This is a genomic window from Stenotrophomonas sp. NA06056 (assembly GCF_013364355.1).
In the GTDB taxonomy this organism is placed as follows: Bacteria; Pseudomonadota; Gammaproteobacteria; order Xanthomonadales; family Xanthomonadaceae; genus Stenotrophomonas.
Map to the genome: position 1 here is coordinate 881,577 of NZ_CP054931.1, position 23,573 is coordinate 905,149.

21 protein-coding genes are annotated in these 23,573 nt (G+C 66.7%); 17 read left to right on the forward strand and 4 right to left on the reverse strand.

What is annotated here, in order from left to right; translation table 11 throughout:
- Nucleotides 1–420 precede the first annotated feature (420 nt).
- Both ybaL and HUT07_RS03875 read right to left on the reverse strand, forming a co-directional pair.
- A complete protein-coding gene (gene ybaL / locus HUT07_RS03870; protein ID WP_176019817.1) occupies nt 421–2,121 on the reverse strand; it encodes a YbaL family putative K(+) efflux transporter in 1,701 nt (566 codons plus the stop codon).
- Between the two features lie 171 nt (nt 2,122–2,292).
- The gene (locus HUT07_RS03875) at nt 2,293–4,680 is read right to left on the reverse strand and encodes a TonB-dependent receptor (RefSeq protein ID WP_176019818.1); all 2,388 of its coding nucleotides are present in this window, start codon (nt 4,678–4,680) and stop codon (nt 2,293–2,295) included.
- Between the two features lie 333 nt (nt 4,681–5,013).
- Here HUT07_RS03875 and HUT07_RS03880 point away from each other — a divergent pair, with 333 nt between their 5' ends.
- Entirely contained in the window at nt 5,014–6,879 is a 1,866-nt protein-coding gene (locus HUT07_RS03880; protein ID WP_176019819.1) for an ABC-F family ATP-binding cassette domain-containing protein, read from the forward strand.
- A gap of 91 nt (nt 6,880–6,970) precedes the next feature.
- Here the strand turns inward: HUT07_RS03880 and ampR are convergent, their stop codons facing one another.
- Nucleotides 6,971–7,834: a LysR family transcriptional regulator AmpR gene (gene ampR / locus HUT07_RS03885; RefSeq protein ID WP_176019820.1), complete on the reverse strand. Its 864-nt coding sequence runs from the start codon at nt 7,832–7,834 to the stop codon at nt 6,971–6,973.
- A gap of 176 nt (nt 7,835–8,010) precedes the next feature.
- On the opposite strand from ampR, the gene blaL2 reads away from it, so the two are divergent.
- The 3 genes from blaL2 to HUT07_RS03900 all read left to right on the forward strand — a co-directional run bounded on the left by blaL2 (nt 8,011) and on the right by HUT07_RS03900 (nt 10,952).
- Nucleotides 8,011–8,922 (forward strand): L2 family extended-spectrum class A beta-lactamase, encoded by a 912-nt coding sequence (gene blaL2, locus HUT07_RS03890; protein ID WP_176019821.1) that lies wholly within the window; start codon nt 8,011–8,013, stop codon nt 8,920–8,922.
- 117 nt (nt 8,923–9,039) lie between these two features.
- On the forward strand, nt 9,040–10,254 hold the full coding sequence (locus HUT07_RS03895; RefSeq protein WP_176019822.1) for a cation:proton antiporter: 1,215 nt from the start codon (nt 9,040–9,042) through the stop codon (nt 10,252–10,254).
- A gap of 56 nt (nt 10,255–10,310) precedes the next feature.
- The gene (locus tag HUT07_RS03900) at nt 10,311–10,952 is read left to right on the forward strand and encodes a hypothetical protein (RefSeq protein WP_176019823.1); all 642 of its coding nucleotides are present in this window, start codon (nt 10,311–10,313) and stop codon (nt 10,950–10,952) included.
- A 112-nt stretch (nt 10,953–11,064) separates the two neighbouring features.
- Here the strand turns inward: HUT07_RS03900 and HUT07_RS03905 are convergent, their stop codons facing one another.
- Nucleotides 11,065–11,805, reverse strand: a complete 741-nt coding sequence (locus tag HUT07_RS03905; protein ID WP_176019824.1) for a DUF3011 domain-containing protein — start codon at nt 11,803–11,805, stop codon at nt 11,065–11,067.
- A gap of 159 nt (nt 11,806–11,964) precedes the next feature.
- Here HUT07_RS03905 and aspS point away from each other — a divergent pair, with 159 nt between their 5' ends.
- The 13 genes from aspS to tolA all read left to right on the forward strand — a co-directional run bounded on the left by aspS (nt 11,965) and on the right by tolA (nt 23,562).
- Nucleotides 11,965–13,716: an aspartate--tRNA ligase gene (aspS, locus tag HUT07_RS03910; RefSeq protein WP_176019825.1), complete on the forward strand. Its 1,752-nt coding sequence runs from the start codon at nt 11,965–11,967 to the stop codon at nt 13,714–13,716.
- Nucleotides 13,717–13,732: 16 nt separating this feature from the next.
- Nucleotides 13,733–14,068, forward strand: coding sequence for a DNA primase (locus tag HUT07_RS03915; RefSeq protein ID WP_176019826.1), 336 nt, complete (start codon nt 13,733–13,735; stop codon nt 14,066–14,068).
- Nucleotides 14,069–14,100: 32 nt separating this feature from the next.
- The gene (locus tag HUT07_RS03920; protein WP_176019827.1) at nt 14,101–14,622 is read left to right on the forward strand and encodes a GNAT family N-acetyltransferase; all 522 of its coding nucleotides are present in this window, start codon (nt 14,101–14,103) and stop codon (nt 14,620–14,622) included.
- 77 nt (nt 14,623–14,699) lie between these two features.
- Nucleotides 14,700–15,332 (forward strand): alpha/beta fold hydrolase, encoded by a 633-nt coding sequence (locus HUT07_RS03925; RefSeq protein ID WP_176019828.1) that lies wholly within the window; start codon nt 14,700–14,702, stop codon nt 15,330–15,332.
- A gap of 162 nt (nt 15,333–15,494) precedes the next feature.
- Nucleotides 15,495–16,226: a YebC/PmpR family DNA-binding transcriptional regulator gene (locus tag HUT07_RS03930; RefSeq protein WP_176019829.1), complete on the forward strand. Its 732-nt coding sequence runs from the start codon at nt 15,495–15,497 to the stop codon at nt 16,224–16,226.
- A 129-nt stretch (nt 16,227–16,355) separates the two neighbouring features.
- Nucleotides 16,356–16,877 (forward strand): crossover junction endodeoxyribonuclease RuvC, encoded by a 522-nt coding sequence (gene ruvC / locus HUT07_RS03935; RefSeq protein WP_176019830.1) that lies wholly within the window; start codon nt 16,356–16,358, stop codon nt 16,875–16,877.
- Nucleotides 16,878–16,890: 13 nt separating this feature from the next.
- Complete coding sequence (ruvA, locus tag HUT07_RS03940; protein WP_176019831.1) at nt 16,891–17,484, forward strand: Holliday junction branch migration protein RuvA; 594 nt, start codon at nt 16,891–16,893, stop codon at nt 17,482–17,484.
- Between the two features lie 49 nt (nt 17,485–17,533).
- Nucleotides 17,534–19,453 (forward strand): potassium transporter Kup, encoded by a 1,920-nt coding sequence (locus HUT07_RS03945; RefSeq protein WP_025874675.1) that lies wholly within the window; start codon nt 17,534–17,536, stop codon nt 19,451–19,453.
- Nucleotides 19,454–19,794: 341 nt separating this feature from the next.
- A complete protein-coding gene (gene ruvB, locus HUT07_RS03950; RefSeq protein ID WP_176019832.1) occupies nt 19,795–20,835 on the forward strand; it encodes a Holliday junction branch migration DNA helicase RuvB in 1,041 nt (346 codons plus the stop codon).
- On the forward strand, nt 20,825–21,274 hold the full coding sequence (ybgC, locus tag HUT07_RS03955) for a tol-pal system-associated acyl-CoA thioesterase (protein ID WP_176019833.1): 450 nt from the start codon (nt 20,825–20,827) through the stop codon (nt 21,272–21,274). Before ruvB ends, ybgC begins: the two co-directional genes overlap by 11 nt.
- A 10-nt stretch (nt 21,275–21,284) precedes the next feature.
- Complete coding sequence (gene tolQ / locus HUT07_RS03960) at nt 21,285–22,064, forward strand: protein TolQ (protein ID WP_025874672.1); 780 nt, start codon at nt 21,285–21,287, stop codon at nt 22,062–22,064.
- A 24-nt stretch (nt 22,065–22,088) separates the two neighbouring features.
- Nucleotides 22,089–22,517 (forward strand): protein TolR, encoded by a 429-nt coding sequence (tolR, locus tag HUT07_RS03965; protein WP_176019834.1) that lies wholly within the window; start codon nt 22,089–22,091, stop codon nt 22,515–22,517.
- The gene (gene tolA / locus HUT07_RS03970; protein WP_176019835.1) at nt 22,507–23,562 is read left to right on the forward strand and encodes a cell envelope integrity protein TolA; all 1,056 of its coding nucleotides are present in this window, start codon (nt 22,507–22,509) and stop codon (nt 23,560–23,562) included. The genes tolR and tolA overlap by 11 nt, the downstream gene beginning before the upstream one ends.
- The last annotated feature ends 11 nt before the right edge of the window (nt 23,563–23,573 follow it).

Genomic DNA, 23,573 nt, shown 5'->3' on the forward strand with positions numbered 1-23,573 from the left:
GCTTGGTTGTCATCGCTACAGGCGATCACCACCGCTGCAGGAACGCGCTACGGTAGAGACGCTCTCCAAGGGCGTGGCGATATCATCCCCGGCCGATGCGGGTCGGCCGGGGATTCTTTTGAGAGCAACCAACCCTGGTCGATCCACGCCATGCGTGGATCGACGTGTCGACCAAGGTCGGCACCACCGAGAGCAGGCCATGCAATGCCGGCAGACCGCGGAGATCTGTCGAAGGCGGGGTGGGTCCGGTTGCAGGGGCGTGAGCGCCATGGATGGCGCGACCGAGCCTCCATGGACGGATTCACGGCGTCCCCTGCAACCGGACCCACCCTGCCATTCCCCAGGAAGCCAGCTTCTGCTGTTGCTTCGGCAGTTGCAGTTGCCTCCGCGGGTGCAGGGCGCAGCCCTGCTGCACACCCCTCACACCACCGGAATGCTGTGCTGCCCCAGGTTCCGGTACGGCGGCGTAGCCATGATCATTTCCGCCAGCGAATAGGCCAGTTCGCGCTCGGCCATCACCGTGCCATCGGCACCGTGTTCCAGCAGATGCTTCACTTCGGCGTCGCTGTGCGCACGCGCCAGCAGGGTCAGGTTCGGATTGAGCGCGCGCAGCTTGGCCAGCGTTTCACCAGCTTCCAGTGGCTGCGGGATCGCCAGCACCGCGATCTTCGCGCGCTCGGGATGGGCCTCGGCCAGCACCTTGTCCGACGCAGCGCTGCCGCGGATGCCGGGCAGGCCCGCCGCATGTGCCTCGGCCACGTGTTCCTTGTTGTCGTCGATGATCATCACCGGCACGCCACGGTCGCGCAGCACCTGCGCCAACGCACTGCCGACGCGGCCATAGCCGATGACGATGGCATGGTCATGCAGGTCCAGCGACGGCCCGGGCGGCAACTCGGTCTCCACTGCCGTGGGCGTGGTTTCCTGATGCTTCAGCAGCCAGCGGTCGAGCAGGCCGAACACCAGCGGATTGAGCATGATCGAGATCAGCGCGCCGGCCAGCACCAGCGCCTGGCCAGTGGGCGGCAGGATCTTCAGGGTCACGCCAAGCCCGGCGATGATGAAGGCGAACTCACCGATCTGCGCGAGGCTGGCCGAGATGGTCAGCGCCGTGCCGGTGGGGTGGCCGAACGCGCGTACGATGAAGAACGCCGCGGCCGACTTGCCGAACATGATGATGCCGGCGGTGGCCAGCACCTGCCACGGGTGCTCGATCAGGATGCTGGGGTTGAACAGCATGCCCACCGAGACGAAGAACAGCACCGCGAATGCATCACGCAGCGGCAGTGAATCACTGGCCGCCTTGTGGCTGAGTTCGGATTCGTTGAGCAGCATGCCAGCGAAGAACGCGCCCAGCGCGAAGGACACGCCGAACAGCATCGCCGAACCGAACGCCACGCCCAGCGCGATCGCCAGCACCGACAGGGTGAACAGTTCGCGCGAACCGGTACCGGCGATGCGCTCCAGGATCCACGGAATGACCCGGCGGCCGACCACCAGCATCACCGCCACGAACAGGCCCAGCTGCACGAACGTCCAGCCGATGCTGGCCAGCACGCTGCCGATGGTGTGGTGTTCATTGGCTGCGTCGGGCCCGAACACACCGGCCATCACCGGCATCATCACCAGTGCCAGCACGCAGGCCAGGTCCTCGACGATCAGCCAGCCGACCGCGATCTTGCCGCGCTGGGTTTCCAGCAGGCGGCGCTCTTCCATCGCGCGCAGCAGCACCACGGTACTGGCCGTGGCCAGCGCGAAACCGAACACCACGCCGTGGATGACCGGCCACCCCATCAATGCCGCCAGGCCCCAGCCGAGCAGGGTGGCGACCAGGATCTGGCCGATGGCACCGGGAATGGCGATGGCCTTCACCGCCATCAGGTCCTTCAGCGAGAAATGCAGGCCGACGCCGAACATCAGCAGCATCACGCCCAGCTCGGCCAGCTGGTTGGCCAGCGCCTGGTCGGCGACGAAGCCGGGGGTGAACGGTCCTACACAGATGCCAGCAACCAGGTAACCGACCAGCGGAGACAAACGCAGCTTGTTGGCCAGCGCGCCGAAGATGAAGGCGAGCCCAAGGCCAACGGCAACGATGTTGATCAGGTCGGTGTCATGGTGCATCGGCTCTCGCAGAAATCGGGGGGATGCCCCGATTTTCACCTAAGCGGCCAGATGCAGCAAACCCGCAGGCCACAATCTAGTGTTCTGCGGGTTTGCCCAGGCGTTGTTGCCGGCCAGCGGCCGGCACTACCAGAGCAGCCGCCGGGCAGGGCCCGGCGCTACCGTTACCGCTTACCAGTTGTATTTGATCCGCCCGTAGACATACGCGCCGTTGAAGCCGAACGGTGAGTAGTTGCTGTACGGCAGCATGCCGAAGGTCGAGTTCTGCAGGTCTTCGGTGCGGTCCGGGTACTCGTTCAGCAGGTTGTCCGCACCCACCGTCAGCGTCCAGTTCGCGCTCGGCTTGTAGCTGGCCGAAGCATCCAGCACCCACTTGTCGCCGTAGGTCTGGTCACGCGCGGCGGTGGCCGAGTTGCGCACGGTGAACTTGCCGTAGCGGGTCGCCGCCAGGCCCAGTTCCCAGTGATCCGAACGCCAGGTGCCGCTGAGGATGGTCTTGTCGTGTGGGTAGCTGTCTTCGATGCGGCCGATCTCATCGCGGCCGATCAGCGACTGGGTCAGGCCCAGCGTCCCGAACACCGCCGGCGTGCCGCCTACGCGCTGTACCTCGGTGTCGTTGTAGCTGTACGCCGCGGTCAGTTCCAGACTGCTGGCGCTGAACGGCACGGTGTAGCTGGACACGAAGTCAACGCCGCGGGTGCGGGTGTCCAGGCCATTGGTGAAGTATGAGAACGCGGTTACCTGCGGCAGGCCCAGGCCGGCCAGCAGGGCGCTGCTGGCAGCGTTGGTGGTGATGCTGGACGACAGCGCGATGCGGTCATCGATGTCGATCTGGTAGGCATCGACAGTGATGTACAGGCGGTCGACCGGCTGCAGTACCAGGCCCAGGCTGTAGGAGGTGGACGTCTCGGCCTTCAGCGGCGAGGCGCCCAGCGCCTGTGCGGCCTGGCTGGTGGTCGGGAAGGTGCCGCGTTCGACGAACACGCCGTTGGTGAACTGGCTGGTCACCGCCTGGTAGCCCTGCTGCGGCAGCGACGGTGCGCGGAAGCCGCTGGAGGCGGTGGCACGCAGCGCGACCTTGTCGGTGAACGCGTAGCGCGCCGACAGCTTGCCGGAGAAGCGGTCGCCGAAGTCCGAGTAATCCTCGTAGCGGCCGGTGATGCCGGCCGAGAACTTCTCGGTCAGGTCCGCTTCCAGGCCCGCATAGACCGCGTAGTTGTGGCGGTCGGTGTGCACTTCGTTGGTCGGGGTGAAGCCGGCGAAGCCCTGTGCACCGCTGCCGGTGTAGGAGTTCAGTTCACCCGGGTTCTGGTCCCACTTCTCGCGACGGTACTCACCGCCGAAGGACAGCGTGACCGGATAGGCCAGGCCCCAGTCCAGCGACTTGGTCAGGTCGGCGTTGAAGATGTCCTGCTGGTACTTCAGCGTGCCGTCGTAGAACGAACGCGGGCTGGTCGCGCCCAGGCTGTAGTTGATGCTGTTGCGGGTGTGGAAATCCAGGGTGTTCTCGCCGTGGTTCAGGCTCAGGTCCCAGGTCCAGCCGTTGTCGGTGTTGCCCTTGACGCCGGCCACCAGCGAGCGGTCCTTGGAGTACTGGTTGATCTGCGGCACGTAGCCGTCCGGATAGGTCTGCGCCAGCAGCGCGGTCTGGCCGCTGTGGTTGCGCGAACGATAGAACGCGAACGAGGTGATGTCGCGGTTGCTGAGCAGCGCGCTGGCATAGCCGGTCACGTGGTCGCTGAAATCAAAGCTGGCATTGACCGAGGCCGCGGTGGCGTCGACCTTCGGGTCACCGACGATGAAGGTGGTCTGGCCGATGCTGGGGAAGTTGCCGGTGTTCGGCGTGGTACCGCGGTACGGACCGGCGCGGTCGCTTTCATCCTGCTGGCTGATCTGGCCGGCCACGTGCACGCGGCCACGGCCGTTGCCGAACTCCACGCCGGTATCGCCGGACAGCTGGTACTTGTTGCCGTCGCCGGCCGAGTACTGGCCGTAGTCGACGGCCAGGCTGCCGCCACTGCCGCCGCCCTTCAGCACGATGTTGATGACGCCGGCGATGGCATCCGAACCGTACTGTGCGGAGGCACCGTCACGCAGCACTTCCACGCGCTCGATGGCGGCGATCGGAATCGCGTTGATGTCCACCGCCGACGAACCACGGCCGATGCTGCCGTTGACGTTGATCATCGCCGAGGTGTGGCGGCGCTTGCCGTTGACCAGCACCAGCACCTGGTCCGGTGACAGGCCGCGCAGCTGCGCCGGGCGCACGCCGCTGGTGCCGTCGGTCAGCGCCGGGCGCGGGAAGTTCAGCGACGGCAGCGCCCGCGACAGCGCGGTGGCCAGCTCACCGGTACCGGTGGACTGCAGGATCTCGGGGGTGATGATGTCGATCGGCGACTGCGATTCGGCGACCGTGCGGTCGGCCACGCGGGTGCCGGTGACGATCACCGTATCCAGGGTGTTGGCGGCGGTGCCGGCCTGCTGGGCGACGGCAACGAACGGAGAACCACCGAGTGCGACAGCGACGGCGGCGGCGATCAGGCTGGTCTTGCGGGTCATCGGGAGGGGGCTCCGGTTGGCGGGATGGCACCGGAATCGACATCACGGGGGTGAGCGGACGACGGTTGTTGCGGTGCGCAATACAGGAATTAACGGGATATTCAGTGCCTGTCAAATGCCGGTCATCAGAAAAAACGTTGCAGCAGCAACCATTTAGCTGCGACAGGCAGTGACGGGGGAGGGGCCCGGGAGGCGCGTGGACAGGACGTGGGAGAGAGGAACGTCGCCCGCCGCGCATCCCGGGGCGCGTCAAGTATTCGTTAACGTTAGAATTGCGTCGCAGGAACAGTGCTTACCAGCACATTCCATTCGGTTATATGGACGCCTCCCCCCATGATTTCGCTTCGTAATTTCGCCTTGCGCCGCGGCGAGCGGCTGCTGTTGTCCAATGTCGACCTGACCCTGCACGCCGGTTACCGGGTAGGCGTGGTCGGCCGCAACGGTGCTGGCAAGTCCAGCCTGTTCGCGGCGGTGAAGGGCGAACTGGAGGCCGACAAGGGTGACGTCGACCTGCCCGGCAAGATCCGCATCGCCAGCGTCGCCCAGGAAACCCCGTCGCTGCCGGACCCGGCGCTGAGCTTCGTGCTGGGTGGCGACATTGAGGTTGCCGCCGTGCTGGCGGCTGAGGCCGACGCTACCGCCCGCGAGGACTGGGAAGCGGTGGCCGAGGCGCATACGCGCATGGCCGAGCTGAATGCCTACGACGCCGAAGCGCGCGCCGGCAAGCTGCTGCACGGCCTGGGTTTCCCGGCCGAAACGCACCACCGCGCGGTGTCCTCGTTCTCCGGTGGCTGGCGCGTGCGCCTGAACCTGGCCCGCGCGCTGATGATGCCCAGCGACCTGCTGCTGCTCGACGAACCGACCAACCACCTGGATCTGGATGCGGTGTACTGGCTGGAACAGTGGCTGCTGAAGTACCCGGGCACCCTGCTGCTGATCTCGCATGACCGCGAGTTCCTCGACAACGTGGCCACCCACACCCTGCACCTGCACGGTGGCGGCGCCAAGCTGTACCCGGGCGGCTATACCGACTTCGAACGCCAGCGCGCCGAACAGCTGCGCCAGCAGCAGATCGCGCACGAGAAGGAACAGGCCGAACGCGCCCACCTGCAGAGCTTCATCGACCGCTTCAAGGCCCAGGCCAGCAAGGCCGCGCAGGCGCAGAGCCGGATGAAGCGACTGGCCAAGCTGGCCGGTACCGAGGCAGTGCGCGCCGAGCGCGAGTTCCGCATCGAGTTCGCGCCGCCGGCCAAGCTGCCGTTCTCGCTGATCCGCCTGAACCACGTCGAGGCCGGCTACGGCAGCGACTCGGTGATCCTGCACAACGTGGGCTTCGGCCTGGAAGCGGGCCAGCGCATCGGCCTGCTGGGCCCCAATGGTGCGGGTAAAACCACCCTGGTGAAGACCCTGGTGGGTGAACTGGCACCGATCGCCGGCGAGCGCGCCGCGCACCCGGACCTGCGCATCGGCTACTTCGCCCAGCACACGGTGGAGTCACTGCATGAAGGCCAGTCGCCGATGGAGCACTTCCGCGACCTGGCACCGGATGCACCGAACCAGTCGTTCCGCGACTTCCTGGGCAAGTGGAATTTCCCGGGCGACCGTGCCTTTGAACCGGTGGATGGTTTCTCCGGCGGCGAGCGTGCGCGCCTGGCGCTGGCGCTGATCGCCTGGCAGCAGCCGAACGTGCTGCTGCTGGACGAACCGACCAACCACCTTGACCTGGAAATGCGCGAAGCGCTGGCCGAAGCGCTGGCCGATTTCGACGGCGCGATCGTGATGGTCTCGCATGATCGCCATCTGATCGGCCTGGTCTGCGACACCTTCTGGCGTGTGGCCGATGGCGTGGTCGAGCCGTTCGACGGTGACCTCGACGCCTATGCCGCCTGGCTGCGTACCCGCCCGCAGGCGCAGGGCACCAAGGCGCGGATGGAGCAGGTGGAGGAGCCGGTGGTGGTCACCACCACCCCAGTGGCGCAGGTGGTGCAGAAGAAGCCGGTCAACCCGCACAAGCTGGCCAGTGCAGAAGCCAAGGTCGCCGAGCTGGAAGGTGTGCTGGCCGAACTGGACCGACAGCTCGCCGACTCCAGCAACTACGCCGATGCCACGCGCATGGCCGTGCTTGGCCGCGACCGCGAAGCTGCCGCCGCGCAGCTGGAAAAGGCCGAAGCGGCCTGGATGGAGCTGCTGGAGTCCTGATTCCATCGGTAGCGCCGGGCCATGCCCGGCGGCTTTTTCCATCCGCTGCGCTCGCCGGGCATGGCCCGGCGCTACCCGCGGCGCGCGTGTTTCACCCCTGCGCCTGCAGCCATTCGCGGAACCGCTTGGCCGGTTCCCGCTCTGCACGCGAACGCAGCCGGGTCAGCCAGTAGCGGCCCAGTTCCAGCGTAGTGGCAAACGGTTGCAGCAGCCGGCCCTCGGCCAGGTCCGCCTCGAACATGCGCAGCGGCAGCAAGGCCACGCCTGCGCCACCAGCGGCAGCCACGGCCAGCGTCAACGACGAATCGAACACCGGGCCGCGTGCTTCCACGCCGTTGGCCCCGGCCATCTTCAGCCACCGTGGCCATTCGTCGCTGCGGTACGAACGCAGCAGCGGCAAGGCCGCCAGGTCCCGCGGATGCTTCAGCCGGCGCGCCAGTGCCGGCGCACACAACGGTGCGAACGGCGCATCCAGGATCGCCGTGCAGGTCTGCCCCTGCCAGTCGCCATCGCCAAAACGGATCGCCAGATCCAGGCCCTCGCCAGCCAGGTCGATGCGGTTGTTGTGGGTCTGCAGGCGCAGTTCGATATCCGGGTGCGCGGCGTCGAACGCGGCCAGGCGTGGCAGCAGCCAACCGGTGGCGAAGGTGCCGACCACGCCGATCGTCAGCACCTCCCGCGCAGGGCCGCCGGTGTAGCGGGCGATGCTGGCCGATATGCGCTCGAACGATTCATTGAGCACCGGATACAGCGCCGCTCCCTCTTCGGTCAGCGCCACGCCGCGGGGCAGGCGATGGAACAGGCGGATGCCCAGCCGGTCTTCCAGTCCGCGTATCTGGTGGCTCAACGCCGCCTGGCTCACGCACAGCTCCAGCGCCGCACGAGTGAAGTTCTGGTGGCGAGCCGCGGCTTCGAAGGCGCGCAGTGCATTCAGCGACAGAGTGGGATGCAGCATGAGGACGTGTGAGGCAGGGTGATGGCTGATGGTAGCGTCCTTCCTGTAAATATCGGAGAAATAAAGAGTTGATCGCGTCATGCATGAATAAAGCTAATGGCTGTCGCTGAAAAATCGCGCTGGTCGCCTCTGCCAGGCCTCCCAATAATCAGGGGCAGCTTCCAGGAGAACCCCGCATGCTCGCTCGTCGCCGATTCCTGCAGTTCAGCAGTGCTGCTGTTGCCTCCACGCTTGCGTTGCCGCTGCTGGCCCAGGCTGCCCGTGCCACCAGCACGCCGGCTGCGGCCGCATCGGCCTTCGCATCGGCCACCGATTTCGCCGCACTGGAAAGGGCGTGCAGCGGCCGCCTCGGCGTAACCCTGCTCGACACCCGCAGTGGTCGCCGCCTTGGTCATCGCCAGGACGAACGCTTCCCGCTCTGCAGCACCTTCAAGAGCGTGCTGGCTGCCACGGTGCTCAAGCAGGCCGAACGCGATCCGGCACTGTTGGAGCAGCGCCTGCCGGTGCGGGCCCAGGACATCCTCGAGCACGCGCCGGTTACCCGCCGCCACGTCGGCAAGGACCTGACCGTGCGTGACCTGTGCCGGGCCACGCTGATCACCAGTGACAACACCGCCGCCAATCTGCTGTTCGCCGCAATCGGTGGGCCGCCGGCGGTGACGGCATTCCTGCGTGCCACCGGCGACACGATCACCCGCAGCGATCGCCTGGAGCCGGAACTGAACAGCTTCGCCATCGACGACCCTCGCGACACCACCACCCCGGCGGCCATCGCTGCAACGCTGCAGCGGCTGGTGCTGGGCGATGCACTCCAGCCGGGCTCACGCCAGCAACTGGCCGACTGGCTGATCGACAACGAAACCGGCGATGCCTGCCTTCGTGCAGGCCTGGGCAAGCGTTGGCGGGTGGGCGACAAGACCGGCAGCAATGGCGAAGACGCGCGCAACGACATCGCCGTGTTGTGGCCGGTGCAGGGCGGTTCGCCCTGGGTGCTGACCGCCTATCTGCAGGCGGGCGCGATCAGCTTCGAACAGCGCGCGGCCGTGCTTGCGCAGGTCGGGCGGATCGCCGATGGACTGATCGCCTGACCGTAGCAGCCGTGCACGGCGGCTGCGCAGCAGGGACCACTTTTCAGCAGTGTTCTACTTGTCCCGCCGCGCGCAGGCGTGCATCCTGCGCGCGTTCGATCCACACGGAAGTCCCCGATGAGCCATGAACTGGTCTACCTGCTGCTGATCTTCGCGCTGCTGGTGATCCCGCGCGCGCTGCAGCGGTTCAGCCTGCCCGCGCCCCTGACCTGCCTGCTGTTCGGCATCATCGGCATGCTCTGGCTGGGCGACCAGGCGCACGACGCGGTGATCGGCCTGCTGGCCACGCTCGGCATCTCCTCGCTGTTCCTGTTCGCCGGCCTGGAAGTGGACCTGCAGGCCCTGCGCCGCGGCATGTGGCCGCTGCTGGCGCATCTGGTCATCCGCAGTGCAACGTTGTTCGGCGTCGGCTGGTTGGCTTGGCGCTACGCGGGTCTGCCATGGCAGGCAGCAGGGCTGTTGGCGCTGGCGCTGCTGACCCCGTCCACCGGTTTCATCATGGATTCGCTGTCGCGCTTGGGGCTGAGCGAAGACGAACGTTTCTGGGTCACCAGCAAGGCCATCGCTGGGGAACTGCTGGCCCTGGCGGCGTTGTTCATCGTGCTGCAGGCGGGGGATCCGGCACACATGGCGCTGTCCAGCACGGCGCTGCTGGCGATGATGGTCGGCCTGCCGTTGCTGTTCATCGCGCTCGGTCGCTGGGTTGCGCCGCACGCACCGGGCTCGGAATTCTCGCTGCTGGTGATGGTTGGCATGGTGGCGGCGTACATCACCTACCTGCTGGGTGTGTACTACCTGGTCGGTGCGTTCATCGCCGGCCTGGTCGCGCGCCTGCTGCACCAGCGCATGCCGCTGCTGGCCTCGCATGAAAACCTGCATGCGCTGCGCCTGTTCGCCTCGTTCTTCGTGCCGTTCTACTTCTTCAACGCCGGTACCAAGGTGCCCAGCGAAGCGCTGAGCTGGGAGGCGCTGGGGCTGGGCATCGTCATCACCATGGTGGTGTTGCCACTGCGCATCGCCGTGGTCTGGCTGCAGCGCCGGGTGATGTTCGGTGAGAGCTTCCGCAGCAGCCTGCGCGTATCGCTGGCGCTGGCACCTACGTTGATCTTCACGCTGGTGCTGGCCGCGATCATGCGTGATCGCTTCCAGATTCCGGCGGTGCTGTTCGGTGCGTTGCTGTTGTACGCCGCATTGACCACGCTGCTGCCCTCGCTGGTGTTCCGCACGCCGTTCGATGTCGACCCGGTCGAGCAGGAGCCGGCAGGGCAGGGCGAAGATGCGCCGGTGGCGGCGACGGAAGTGGTTGCCGCCGCCCCAGCAGCCGAGCGTTGAGGCAAACCCCGGAAGCGCGGTTTGCGCGCATCGGCCATGGCCGTTAGGGTTGGGGCATGAAACCGATCGCCGCTGTTGCTTCCGCCATCGCCCTGCTCGGCCTCGTCGCCTGCTCGCAGCCATCGCACACGGTCAACCACGATCTGGCCACCGCACCGGCCGACGCCTTCATGGCCGCCATCGCGGCCCATTGCGGCCAAGCCTACGAAGGCAAGGTGGTGGAGGACACGCCGGCACCCACTGGCAAAGATCCCTTTGCCGGGCAGAAGCTGGTGATGCACGTGCGTGGCTGTGCCGACCCGGGGCATGAGCTGCGCATCCCGTTCCACGTGGGCGATGACCATTCGCGTACCTGGGTGTTGACCCGCACCGAGCACGGCGTGCGCCTGAAGCACGATCACCGCCACGCCGATGGCAGCCCCGATGCGATCACGCTGTACGGGGGCGACAGCACGCCGCCGGGCACCGCCGAACGCCAGCAGTTCCCCGCCGATGGCGAATCGGTGGCGATGTTCCGTCGTGCCGATATGCTGGCCTCGACCCACAACACCTGGGCGATGGAGATCGAGCCGGACCAGCGCTTCGTCTACGAACTGACCCGTCCGGAGGGCCGTCGATTCCGGGTCCAGTTCGATCTCAGCAAGCCGGTCGCATTGCCGCCGGCGCCCTGGGGTGATGCAGCGGCGCCGGCACCCTGATCGGCGCCCTGGCATGCTGCCGCGGACAGCCCGGTAGCGCCGGGCCATGCCCGGCGGCTTTCAAGCGGAGACCCTGCCGCTGCGCTCGCCGGGCATGGCCCGGCGCTACCCCTCAGCGCGTGCCGAAGCGCGCCCGGCAGCCGTTGCTGACCCACACGTTGCCACGCGAGTAGCCCCAGGTCCGACCTTCCTGGCAGGCACTGCCGGACAGCTGCTGCTGCAGCACCGGCCGGCCCTGGCGGTCGTCCCAGTTGCAGCTCTGCTGGCGGTTGTTGTTGCTGCTGCAGGTCACGGTGTAGTTGCTGTTGCCGCCCCCCCAGCCGCCGCCATTGCCGCCGCCCCAACCACCGCGGGCTTCGGCGAACTCGGCGCGGCAGCCGCGGTTGACCCAGATTGCGCCGTTGCGCACGCCCCAGTTCTGGCCTTCCACGCATTGGGTACCGGAGATCTGCCGGACCACGCGCGCGTTGCGCCAGCCGACCGGGCAGCTGCGCTCACGGTTGTCCTGGCTTTCGCAGCGCACGGTGCCGCCGCTGCCGTTGCCGCCGCCCCAGCCGCCACCGTTGCCGCCCCCCCAGCCGCCGCGGCCCTGGGTGAACTCGGCGCGGCAGCCGTTGTTGACCCAGATGCTGCCATTGCGGGTGCCCCAGGTGCGGCCCTCCACGCAGGCCGAGCCGGACAATTGGCGGACCAGTTGGGCGTCGCGCCAACCGGTGTTGCAGACACGTTCGCGGTTGTTCTGGCTCTCGCAGCGGACCACCCCGCTCTGCGCGGCGGCAGGTGCGGAGGGCAGGGCGAGCGCGGTAAAGCTACCGAGGATCACGGCCAGGCTGGCCAGGGACAGCGGTTTCATGGCGACATCCCCATACGGGAGTAGGTGCGCGACTATAAGGACCGGGGCGATCAAGCCCGCGTGACCGTCTGCATTTGCCCCCGCCGGGGCCTCGGCCGCAGAATAAGAGGCTTTCCGGCCCCCATCAGGCGCCGGCGTTCTCCAGCGGAGCTTTCCCCCATGCGTACCCACTTCTGCGGCCTGGTCGATGAGACCCTGATTGGCCAGACTGTCACCCTCGCCGGCTGGACCGACGTGGCCCGTAACCAGGGCGGCGTCTGCTTCATCGATCTCCGGGATCATGAAGGCATCGTGCAGGTGACGGTGGAGCTCGACAACGCCGAAGTATTCGCCGTGGCCGCCAGCCTGGGCTATGAGGACGTGTTGCAGGTGGAAGGTGTGGTCCGCGCCCGCCACGCAGTGAATGACAAGCTGCGCACGGGCAAGGTGGAAGTGATCGCCACTGCAATCACCGTGCTGAACAAGGCCGCGCCGCTGCCGTTCCACGCCCACGAGAACCCGGGCGAAGAAACCCGCCTGAAGTACCGCTACCTGGACCTGCGCCGTCCGGAAATGCAGCGCATGCAGCGCACCCGCATCAAGCTGGTGCAGGCCCTGCGCCGCCACCTGGACGAAAAGGGCTTCCAGGACATCGAAACGCCGATCCTGACCAAGGCCACCCCGGAAGGCGCACGCGACTTCCTGGTGCCGGCGCGCATGCACCCGGGCGAGTTCTACGCCCTGCCGCAGAGCCCGCAGTTGTTCAAGCAGATCCTGATGGTGGCCGGCTTCGACCGCTACTACCAGATTGCCCGCTGCTTCCGCGACGAGGCCCTGCGTGCCGACCGCCAGCTGGAATTCACCCAGCTGGACATGGAGTTCGCCTTCGTCCGCGAGCGCGACGTGCAGGACTTCGTCGAAGACATGATCCGCGGCATCTTCAAGGAAGTGGTCGACGTCGAGCTGGACGCCAGCTTCCCGCGCATGACCTGGGCCGAAGCCATGCGCCGCTACGGTTCGGACAAGCCGGACCTGCGCATCGCGCTGGAACTGGTGGACGTGGCCGAGCTGGTCAAGGCCAGCGAGTTCCCGGTGTTCACCTCCGCTGCCAATGATGCCGATGGCCGCGTCGCCGCGTTGCGCATCCCGGGCGGTGCGTCGCTGTCGCGCAAGCAGATCGATGAGTACGCCGCGCATGCCGCCAAGTACGGCGCCAAGGGCCTGGCCTACATCAAGGTGGGCGAGACCGGTGAAATCAGCTCGCCGATCCAGAAGTTCTTCAGCGAAGAAAGCTTCGCTGCGCTGGTCGCCCACGTCGGCGCCGGCAACGGCGACATCGTGTTCTTCGGTGCCGGTGGCTACAACAAGGTGTCCGACTTCATGGGCGCGCTGCGCCTGAAGGCCGGCAAGGACTTCGGCCTGGTCGCCGACGGCTGGGCGCCGCTGTGGGTCACCGACTTCCCGATGTTCGAGTGGGACGAGGAAGAACAGCGTTACGTTGCCCTGCATCACCCCTTCACCGCGCCGGCCGTGGACGACATCGCCGACCTGCGCGCCAATGCCCGTACCGCCGTATCGCGCGGCTACGACATGGTGCTCAACGGCAATGAAATCGGCGGCGGTTCGATCCGTATCCACCGTCCGGACATGCAGAGCGCGGTGTTCGAGCTGCTGGGCATCGGTGCCGAAGAGGCCCGTGCCAAGTTCGGCTTCCTGCTCGACGCGCTGAACTACGGCGCGCCGCCGCACGGCGGCATCGCCTTCGGCATCGACCGTATCGCCGCGCTGATGGCCGGCACCGAGTCGATCCGCGACGTCATCCCGTTCCCGAAGACCACCGGTGCACAGGATCTGATGACCGACGCGCCGTCGCCGATCGTCGACGCGCAGCTGGCCGAAGTACACATCCAGGTTCGCCCCAAGACCAACTGATCAGGAGATCCAGGCAATGACCGAGTTTGCGTTTTCGCTGGAGTGGGAAAAGCTGGGCAATGAAGGCTCCGAGGCCAACCTGGTCACCGAGCGTGCACGTGTCTTTGGTGGTTGGCTGGTCCGCGTCGGTACCAACCCGTCGGCCATGGCCCTGACCTTCGTCGCCGACGGCGAAGGTCGCTGGGACGGTGAAGACTTCGGCGTCGAGGATTACGAAGACGACGAAGAGGAAGAGTACGACGAGGACGAGGAAGGCGAGGAAGAGGAAGAGGGCGAGGAAGAAGAGGACGACGAGGAATACGAAGAAGAGGAAGAGGAAGAAGACGACAAGGAGCCGGCGGAGCGGGCTTGACCCGAACCGTTGTCCTGACGTCAACTCGACCCATGTATTCGATCCGCCGCGCCACTGTGGACGACGCGCCGACCCTGTCGGCGCTGGCCGCGCGCACGTTCACCGAAACCTTCGGCCATCTTTATCCGCCGCAGGACCTGCAGGCCTTCCTCGATGAGGCCTACACGGTCGAGCGCCAGCGCGTGATCCTGGCTCACCCGGATTACGCGGTGTGGCTGCTGGAGCTGGACGGGGAGGCGGTCGGCCATGCCGCCGCCGGCCCCTGTGGGTTGCCGCATCCGGACGTGAAGCCCGGTGACGGCGAACTCAAGCGCCTGTACCTGGTGAAGACGCAGCAGAGCTGCGGCTGGGGCAGCCGCCTGCTGGAAACCGCACTGGCCTGGCTGGAGCGCGACGGCCCGCGCACGCTGTGGCTGGGCGTGTGGTCGGAGAACTTCGGCGCCCAGCGCTTCTACGCCCGGTATGGTTTCGAAAAGGCCGGCGAGTACCTGTTCCCGGTGGGCGACACCAACGATCTTGAATTCATCCTGCGCCGTCTGCCGCATCCGGCCTGACGCCGTTCACTGCCGCTTGCCCCTGGCTTCTGTTCAATCACCGTAGTTCCGCCCCGCTGACCGCCAGGCTGTTGCACATGACTCCCCCCGTTCTTCTGTTGCATGGCATCTGGAATGCCCGTGCCTGGGTTGGGCCGCTGGCCTGGCGCCTGCGCGCGCGTGGCTTCCAGGTCCATACCTTTGGCTACTCGTCCGTATTTGGTGGCCCCGATGTGGCCGTCCCGCAGTTGCTGCAGCGGCTGGCAGACGCAGGCCCGCTGTCGCTGGTCGGGCACAGCCTGGGTGGCCTGCTGGCGCTGGAAGCCCTGCGCCGGCAGCCGCAGCTGCCCGTGCAGCGCGTGGTCTGCCTGGGTTCGCCACTGCGCGGTAGCGGCACCGCGCGCTCGTTGTCCGAACATGGTTGGGGCCTGGCGCTGGGCCGCAGCAGCGAACTGCTGCTGGATGGGCTGCCGGACTGGCGCGGCAAGGCCGCGGTCGGCCTGATCGCAGGTTCGGTGCCGCATGGGCTGGGCAGCCTGCTCGGGGCGCTGGATGACGATTCCGACGGCACCGTGGCGCTGGCCGAGACCCGCCTACCGGGCCTGGCCGACCACTGCGTGGTGCGCACCAGCCATAGTGGCCTGGTGGTGTCGCCGGATGCCGCACGGCAGACCGCGCATTTCCTCCGCCATGGCCAGTTCGATCACACCCGCGACGCCGCCGCCGCGTAGGTTGGTGGGTGCGAACCGTTGGTTCGCACGCCTTTCGCCGGGCATGGCCCGGCGCTACCGGGGCGCCAAGCCCTGCGGCATCTGGCCGCCCTCGACACGGTGGCCCGGCCCGATCAGGTAGAATCCGCGGCCTTATCCATCAACGCACGTACGGAAAGACCCATGGGTAGAGGCCCCTCCATCGAGAACCGCAAAAACGCGTCTGACGCGAAGCGCGGCAAGATTTTCACCAAGATCATCCGTGAGATCGGCGTGGCCGCGCGCGGCGGTGGAGGCGACCCCAACAACAACCCGCGCCTGCGTGTGGCCGTGGACAAAGCGTTGACCGCGAACATGTCCAAGGACGTGATCGAGCGCGCCATCAAGAAGGCCACCGGTGAACTGGAAGGCGTCGAGTACGAAGAGATCCGCTACGAGGGCTACGCGCCTGGTGGCGTGGCCGTCATCGTCGACTGCCTGACCGACAACCGCGTGCGCACTGTGGCCGATGTCCGCCATGCGTTCAGCAAGTGCGGCGGCAACATGGGCACCGAAGGCTCGGTCAGCTTCATGTTCAAGCGCGTGGGCGTGCTGCATTTCGCCGCCGGCGCCGATGAGGACGCCATCTCCGAAGCGGCCATCGAGGCTGGCGCGGATGACATCGTGGTCTACCCGGAGGATGGCGCGATCGACGTGCTCACCGCCGCGGACAGCTTCCACGCGGTCAAGGATGCGATGCGGGCGGCGGGCCGCACGCCGGACCACGCCGAGCTGACCTTCCGCGCCGACAATGACATCAAGGTCGAGGGCGACACCGTCCTGCAGGTCAAGAAGCTGCTGGACATGCTGGAAGACCTCGACGACGTGCAGGACGTGTACTCCAACGCCGATCTCGGCGCGGACGCCTACGCCTGAACGGACGCTCCACCGGTCGCCTTTGGCGGCCGGTGAGCGGACAATGCGGACCATGATGACCCCAGACGTTTCCAGCCATCACCGCCGCATGCGTCCTTCCCGGATCGGCGGCTTCGGCGTGTGTGCCGCATGACCCGTATTCTCGGCATCGACCCGGGTTCGCAACGGACCGGCGTCGGCATCATTGATGTCGATGCCAGCGGCCGGGTCAGCCACGTGCACCACCAGCCGCTGGTCCTGCTCGGCGCCGATGACTTCCCGCAGCGCATGAAGCTGCTGGTGCTGGGCCTGGCCGACCTGTGCCGCGAGTACCAGCCGCAGGAAGTGGCCATCGAAAAGGTGTTCATGGCGCGCAACCCCGATTCGGCGCTGAAGCTGGGCCAGGCCCGCGGCGCGGCGATTTCGGCGGTGGTGCTGCGCGACCTGCCGGTGCACGAATACGCCGCCAGCGAGATCAAGCTGGCGGTGGTCGGTCGTGGCGGCGCCGAAAAGCAACAGGTTCAACACATGGTCGGGCTCATGCTCAACCTGAAAACCAAGCTGCAGGCCGACGCGGCCGACGCGTTGGCCGTGGCCATCACCCATGCCCACGTAAGGGCAACGGCCAACCGCCTGGGGCTGACTGCCCGCCAGGCGTGGGGTCGCAAATGAGGAGCTGCACGCAATGATCGGTCGACTGCGCGGAATCGTCGCCTACAAGGCGCCGCCGTGGCTGGTGGTGGACGTCAACGGGGTGGGTTACGAGCTGGAGGCGCCGATGAGCACCTTCTACGACCTGCCCGAGCTGGGCCGTGAGGTCATCCTCTACACCCACTATTCGCAGAAGGAAGACAGCGTCTCGCTGTACGGCTTCCTGCGCGAGGGCGAGCGCCGCTTGTTCCGCGACGTGCAGAAGGTCAGCGGCATCGGCGCGAAGATCGCGCTGGCCGTGCTGTCCGGCGTCACTGTCGAAGAATTCGCCCGCATGGTCCAGGCCGGCGACATCACCGCGCTGACCCGCATCCCCGGCATCGGCAAGAAGACCGCCGAGCGCATGGTGCTGGAACTGCGTGATCGCGCGGCCCAGTTCGGCGCCGGTGGCGCACTGCCGACCGGCAGTGGCCCGGCTCCCGCTGATCCGCTGTCCGATGCCACCGTGGCGCTGCAGCAGTTGGGCTATAAGCCCACCGAGGCGGCGCGGATGGCGCGCGAGGCCTTCAACGAAGGCGACGAAGTGGCCACCGTCATCCGCAAGGCCCTGCAATCGGCGCTGCGCTGAGCCGCTCCGTTTCCCTTCCAATCACACCCTGAGCTTCGCCAGGAGCCCCATGTCCAGCAGTCAAACCCCGCACAACGCCGCCCATGGCGGCCATGGTCACGCTCCCCCCGCCGGGGGGCTGGCGCTGATCATCGGTGCGATCGGCGTGGTCTTCGGCGATATCGGTACCAGCCCGCTGTACACCCTGAAGGAGGCGTTCTCGCCGCACTACGGGCTCAACAGCGACCATGACACCGTGCTGGGCGTGCTGTCGCTGGCGTTCTGGGCGCTGAACATCGTGGTCACCCTGAAGTACGTGACCATCATCATGCGCGCCGACAATGATGGCGAGGGCGGCATCATGGCGTTGATGGCGTTGACCCAGCGCACGCTGCGCAACGGATCACGCTCGGCGTACGTGGTGGGCATCCTCGGCATCTTCGGCGCTTCGCTGTTCTTCGGCGACGGCGTGATCACGCCCGCGATATCGGTGTTGGGTGCGGTCGAAGGCCTTGAGGTTGCGGCTCCCGGGCTGCACGCCTTCATCGTGCCGATCACGGTGGTGGTGCTGCTGGCCGTGTTCGCCGTGCAGCGCTTCGGCACCGCGAAGATCGGCAAGCTGTTCGGTCCCATCACCTCGATCTGGTTCATCTCGCTGGCGGCGATCGGCATCTACAACATCGTCGATGCGCCGGAAGTGCTGAAGGCGTTCAACCCATGGTGGGCGATCCGCTTCTTCATGGAGCATGGCTGGCACAGCATCTTCATCCTCGGCGCGGTGGTACTGGCAGTCACCGGTGGCGAGGCGCTGTATGCCGACATGGGCCACTTCGGTGCCAAGCCAATCCGCCACGCGTGGTACTTCTTCGTGCTGCCGTGCCTGGTGCTGAACTACCTGGGGCAGGGCGCACTGGTGCTCAACCACCCCGAGGCGGTGAAGAACCCGTTCTTCGAAGCAGTGCCGTCGTGGGCGCTGTATCCGATGATCATCCTGGCCACGATGGCCGCGGTGATCGCCTCGCAGTCGGTCATCACCGGCGCGTTCTCGGTTTCGCGCCAGGCCATGCAGCTGGGTTACATCCCGCGCATGCGCATCAAGCACACCTCGCACGACACCATCGGCCAGATCTACATCCCCGGCATCAACTGGGGCATCGCGGTGATGGTGATCGGCCTGGTGCTGGCCTTCCGCAGCTCGTCCAACCTGGCCGTGGCCTACGGTATCTCGGTGTCGGCCACCATGCTGATCGATACCCTGCTGCTGGCCCTGGTCGCCCGTTCGCTGTGGCCAAAGGCACGTAACTGGATCCTGCCGCTGTGCGTGGTGTTCTTCATCATCGACCTGGGCTTTGTCATCGCCAACGGCGCCAAGCTGCTGCAGGGTGCCTGGTTCCCGGTGGTGCTGGGCATCTTCCTGTTCACCATGATGCGTACCTGGCGCCGTGGCCGCGAGTTGCTGCGCGATGAGATCCGCAAGGACGGTATCCGCATCGACACCTTCCTGCCGGGCCTGATGCTGGCCCCGCCGGTACGCGTGCCGGGCACCGCGGTATTCCTCACCGCCGACCCCACCGTGGCCCCGCACGCGCTGATGCACAACCTGAAGCACAACAAGGTGCTGCACGAGCGCAATGTGTTCCTGCACGTGGTGACCCTGCCGGTGCCATACGCGGCGGAGGGGCAGCGCCTCAAGATCGAATCGGTGGGCGATGAGTTCTACCGTGTCTACGTGCGTTTCGGCTTCATGGAAACCCCGGACGTACCGCTGGCGCTGATGCGCTCATGCGACCACGGCGGCATCTACTTCGACCCGATGGACACCACTTTCTTCGCCAGCCGCGAAACCATCGTCGCCACCGCCAACCGCGGCATGCCGATCTGGCGTGACAAGCTGTTCGCGCTGATGCACAGGAATGCTGCTCCCGCGACAGGCTTCTTCCGGATTCCGGGCAACCGGTTGGTTGAGCTGGGCGCGCAGGTGGAGATTTAATCTCCACCGTCGATCCATCCAGAGATCCATCCACGCATGGCGTGGATCTACCGTGTCGACCAAGGTCGACACCCACCAAGAGCAGGCAGAGCCGGCCATGCCATTCCGGCAGATTGCGGAGATCTGTCGAAGGCGGGGTGGGTCCGGTTGAGGGGGTGTGAGCGGCATGGATGCCGCGACCAAGCCCCCATGGATGGGTTTACGGCGTCCCCCTCAACCGGACCCACCCCGCCATCCCCCAGGAAACCTGCTTCTGCTCTTGCTTAGGCTGTTGCCGTTGCCTCGGCTTCTGCGGGTGCGGGGCCGGCCGAATTTCCCCGCTTTTGCCGCATAATCAGCACATGACCGACGACCGCATCATCGGCGCCGGCGCCACCCGCGAGGATGACGCCGCCGACGCCAGCATCCGACCCAAGCGACTTGCCGATTACCTCGGCCAGGTGCCGGTGCGCGAGCAGATGGAGATCTACATCCAGGCTGCCAAGGGTCGTGGCGATGCGCTGGATCACGTGCTGATCTTCGGCCCACCCGGCCTCGGCAAGACCACCCTCAGCCATGTCATCGCCAACGAACTGGGCGTAGCACTGCGGGTGACCTCCGGCCCGGTGATCGAAAAGGCCGGCGATCTGGCCGCGCTGCTGACCAACCTGCAGCCGCACGATGTGCTGTTCATCGACGAAATCCATCGCCTGTCACCGGTGGTGGAGGAAGTGCTGTACCCGGCGATGGAAGATTTCCAGATCGACATCATGATCGGCGAGGGCCCTGCGGCGCGCTCGATCAAGATCGATCTGCCGCCGTTCACCCTGATCGGTGCCACCACCCGCGCCGGCCTGCTGACCGCGCCGCTGCGTGACCGCTTCGGCATCGTCCAGCGCCTGGAGTTCTACAGCGTCGAAGAGCTGACCCGGATCGTGCGTCGCTCGGCCGCGATCCTGGCCATCGACTGCACCGCTGATGGGGCAGGGGAGATCGCGCGCCGCGCGCGTGGCACCCCGCGTATCGCCAACCGCCTGCTGCGCCGCGTGCGCGATTACGCCCAGGTCAAGGCCGGTGGCCACATCGACCAGACCGTGGCCCAGGCCGCGATGCAGATGCTGAAGGTCGATCCGGAAGGCTTTGATGAGCTTGACCGTCGGCTGCTGAAGACCATGGTCGACTACTTCGACGGTGGCCCGGTCGGCATCGAGTCGCTTGCAGCGGCACTGTCCGAAGAGCGCGGCACCCTCGAAGACGTGGTCGAACCCTACCTGATCCAGCAGGGCTTCCTGGTGCGCACCGCGCGTGGTCGCATGGCGACCCACAAGGCGTACCGGCACATGGGCCTGAAGCCGAAGAACCCGCCGCAGGACCTGTTTGCCGAGGTTCCCGATGTCGGTTGAGCCCTCGGTTGAACCCCGATTCAGTTGGCCGACACGCATTTACTGGGAAGATACCGACGCTGGCGGGGTTGTCTACCACGCCCGCTACGTGGCCTTCATGGAACGGGCCCGGACCGAATGGATGCGTGCGCTGGGCTATGGCCAGGAGCGCATGCGTACCGAGCACGGCATGGTCTTCGCGGTGCGCTCCATGCAGATGGACTTCATCAAGCCGGCACGGCTGGATGACCAGCTGCAGGTGAGCGCCCGCCTGGTCCAGCTGAAGAAGGCCAGCATGGTCTTCGACCAGCAGGTCCTGCGCGATGGCCAGCTGCTGCTGTCCGCGCAGGTCCGCATCGCCGCACTGGACGCGGCCAGTTTCCGCCCGCGTGGCATGGACGATGCCGTCCTTGCCGCGCTGCAACCCCACCTCCACCCCGAATCCGAACAGAACACTTGAGGAACAACGGATGATCGCAACGCTCCTGGCCCTGCAGGCCACGGTCACCGAGGCTTTGCCGGCTGACGTCAGCAATGCCGCGACCCAGACCCTTGCCCAGGCCACCACCGGCGGCGGCATCAACTACCTCGAACTGATGGCCAAGGCCAGCTTGCCGGTGAAGATCATCGTGCTGGCGCTGCTGGTCGGCTCGTTCGTCAGCTGGGTGATCATTTTCCGCAAGGCCCGCATCTTCAAGCAGGCCACCCGCGAAGCCGATGAGTTCGAGAACCGCTTCTGGTCGGGCGCCGACCTGGGCAAGCTGTACAGCTCGGCCACCGACCGCAGCCGCAATGTCGGCGGCCTGGAAGCGATCTTCGAAGCCGGTTTCCGCGAGTACACCCGCCTGCGTGACAAGCGCCGGCTGGATGGCCGTGCCCAGCTGGAAGGTGCCCAGCGCGCCATGCGCACCACCTATACCCGCGAAGTCGACCAGCTCGAGCGCAACCTGGAACTGCTGGCCAACATCGGTTCGACTGCCCCGTACGTGGGCCTGGTCGGTACCGTGTTCGGCATCATGGTGACCATGCACGACATGATCAGCAGTGGTGCCCAGGCCGGTATCGCCGCCGTCGCCCCAGGCATCTCCGAAGCACTGTTCGCCACCGCCATCGGCCTGTTCGTGGCGATTCCGGCGGTGTGGGCCTACAACCGCTTCACCACCCGCGTAGAGCGCATGTCGGTGCGGTTCGAAACCTTCGCCGACGAGTTCAGCTCGATCCTGCAGCGCCAGAGCGCTGGCGACGAGTAAGCGCCTGACCCGGGAGTCCAAGCCATGTCCGCTGCCATCGGTCGCCGCAAGCGCCGCAAGCTGAAATCGGAAATCAACGTCGTTCCCTATATCGACGTCATGCTGGTGCTGTTGATCATCTTCATGGTCACCGCGCCCATGCTCACCCTGACCTTCGACGTCGACCTGCCCAACTCCAACGCCAAGGCGCTGGAAAGCAAGCAGGATCCGTTGATCGTCTCGGTGCGCCAGGACGGCCAGCTCAGCCTGAAGCTGCCCGACGCCAAGGAACCCTCCGCGGTGACCGCCGAGGAACTGCAGGGTCATTTGTCCGGCATCGCCGCCCAGGACAAGGACGTGCGCGTGATCGTCGCCGCCGACCGTGCCGTGGCCTATGAAAAGGTCATCGCGGCAATGGATGTGATCAAGCGTGCCCACGTCGACAAGGTGAGCCTGGCCACCGATGCAAACTGACGTCCTGCCGCCACCGCACAAGCAGGAACCGGGCTGGGGCCTGCCCCTGGTGCTGGCCGTGCTGGTGCACCTGCTGGTGGCGCTGATCTTCATCGGCGCCTGGCTGTGGTCACCGCAGCGCAATACCGATGCCGCCGCAGGCGATCCCTCGGTCGAGGCCAGCCTGGCGCTGTCCGCGTCCGAAGCGGCTGCCGCGCGCCAGGCCCTGCGCCAGTCGGAAAGGCTGGAAGACCTGCCGCCGCCGGTGGCCGAGCCGATCCCGGTGCCGGAAGACACCATCCCGCCGCCGCAGCCGATTGAAGAGCCGCGCCCGCAGGACGCACCCACGCCGCAGCAGCAACAGGCGCAGGAGCGCGTGGCGCAGCCGGACACCAAGGACCAGGACGCGGTGAGCGCGTTGGCGATCTCGCAGGAGAAGGCCAAGCAGGAGCAGGAAGCCAAGCGCCGCCAGGAGCAGATCGACCTGACCGAGCGCAAGCGCCAGGAAGAGGCGGAGCAGAAGCTGCGCCTGGCCAAGCAGCAGGAAGCGGACGCCAAGAAGAAACAGGCCGATCAGGAACGCCAGGCGGCCGACAAGGCCGAGGCCGAGAGGCAGAAGAAGATTGCCGACATCCGTGCCCGCCGTGAGCAGGCCGAGAAGGAGGCCAAGCTGGCCGAGCAGAAGCTGCGTCAGGTCGCTGCTGCGCGCAACGCGGCCGGTACCGCCGCAGCCGGTGCCAGTGGTGCAGCACAGCCGGCCGCCGGTGGTGGCGGCAGCAGTGACGATCTGTCTGCCAAGTATGCTGCGGCCATCCAGGCCAAGGTGCTGGCGCAGTGGGTGCGTCCGGACAGCGTGCCGCTGGGTCAACGCTGCCAGATCACCATCAACCAGCTGCCGGGTGGAACGGTCCGCAGCGCTACGGTCAGCGCCGGCTGCCCGTTCGACGAGGCTGGCAAGCGCTCGATCGAGGCGGCCGTGCTCAACGCCCAGCCGTTGCCGTACCGCGGCTTCGAGCAGGTGTTCGCGCGCACGATCAACTTCACCTTCACCGCCCAGGATCGCTGAGGCGTAGGGGA

Coding starts and splice junctions, on each gene's coding strand:
- HUT07_RS03920 (WP_176019827.1), top strand. CDS start 14,101: ATGTATTCGATCCGCCGCGCCACTGTGGACGACGCGCCGACCCTGTCG.
- HUT07_RS03900 (WP_176019823.1), top strand. CDS start 10,311: ATGAAACCGATCGCCGCTGTTGCTTCCGCCATCGCCCTGCTCGGCCTC.
- ampR (WP_176019820.1), bottom strand. CDS start 7,834: ATGCTGCATCCCACTCTGTCGCTGAATGCACTGCGCGCCTTCGAAGCC.
- blaL2 (WP_176019821.1), top strand. CDS start 8,011: ATGCTCGCTCGTCGCCGATTCCTGCAGTTCAGCAGTGCTGCTGTTGCC.
- aspS (WP_176019825.1), top strand. CDS start 11,965: ATGCGTACCCACTTCTGCGGCCTGGTCGATGAGACCCTGATTGGCCAG.
- HUT07_RS03930 (WP_176019829.1), top strand. CDS start 15,495: ATGGGTAGAGGCCCCTCCATCGAGAACCGCAAAAACGCGTCTGACGCG.
- ybaL (WP_176019817.1), bottom strand. CDS start 2,121: ATGCACCATGACACCGACCTGATCAACATCGTTGCCGTTGGCCTTGGG.
- ybgC (WP_176019833.1), top strand. CDS start 20,825: ATGTCGGTTGAGCCCTCGGTTGAACCCCGATTCAGTTGGCCGACACGC.
- HUT07_RS03915 (WP_176019826.1), top strand. CDS start 13,733: ATGACCGAGTTTGCGTTTTCGCTGGAGTGGGAAAAGCTGGGCAATGAA.
- HUT07_RS03925 (WP_176019828.1), top strand. CDS start 14,700: ATGACTCCCCCCGTTCTTCTGTTGCATGGCATCTGGAATGCCCGTGCC.
- HUT07_RS03945 (WP_025874675.1), top strand. CDS start 17,534: ATGTCCAGCAGTCAAACCCCGCACAACGCCGCCCATGGCGGCCATGGT.
- ruvC (WP_176019830.1), top strand. CDS start 16,356: ATGACCCGTATTCTCGGCATCGACCCGGGTTCGCAACGGACCGGCGTC.
- tolR (WP_176019834.1), top strand. CDS start 22,089: ATGTCCGCTGCCATCGGTCGCCGCAAGCGCCGCAAGCTGAAATCGGAA.
- ruvA (WP_176019831.1), top strand. CDS start 16,891: ATGATCGGTCGACTGCGCGGAATCGTCGCCTACAAGGCGCCGCCGTGG.
- tolQ (WP_025874672.1), top strand. CDS start 21,285: ATGATCGCAACGCTCCTGGCCCTGCAGGCCACGGTCACCGAGGCTTTG.
- HUT07_RS03880 (WP_176019819.1), top strand. CDS start 5,014: ATGATTTCGCTTCGTAATTTCGCCTTGCGCCGCGGCGAGCGGCTGCTG.
- ruvB (WP_176019832.1), top strand. CDS start 19,795: ATGACCGACGACCGCATCATCGGCGCCGGCGCCACCCGCGAGGATGAC.
- HUT07_RS03905 (WP_176019824.1), bottom strand. CDS start 11,805: ATGAAACCGCTGTCCCTGGCCAGCCTGGCCGTGATCCTCGGTAGCTTT.
- HUT07_RS03875 (WP_176019818.1), bottom strand. CDS start 4,680: ATGACCCGCAAGACCAGCCTGATCGCCGCCGCCGTCGCTGTCGCACTC.
- tolA (WP_176019835.1), top strand. CDS start 22,507: ATGCAAACTGACGTCCTGCCGCCACCGCACAAGCAGGAACCGGGCTGG.
- HUT07_RS03895 (WP_176019822.1), top strand. CDS start 9,040: ATGAGCCATGAACTGGTCTACCTGCTGCTGATCTTCGCGCTGCTGGTG.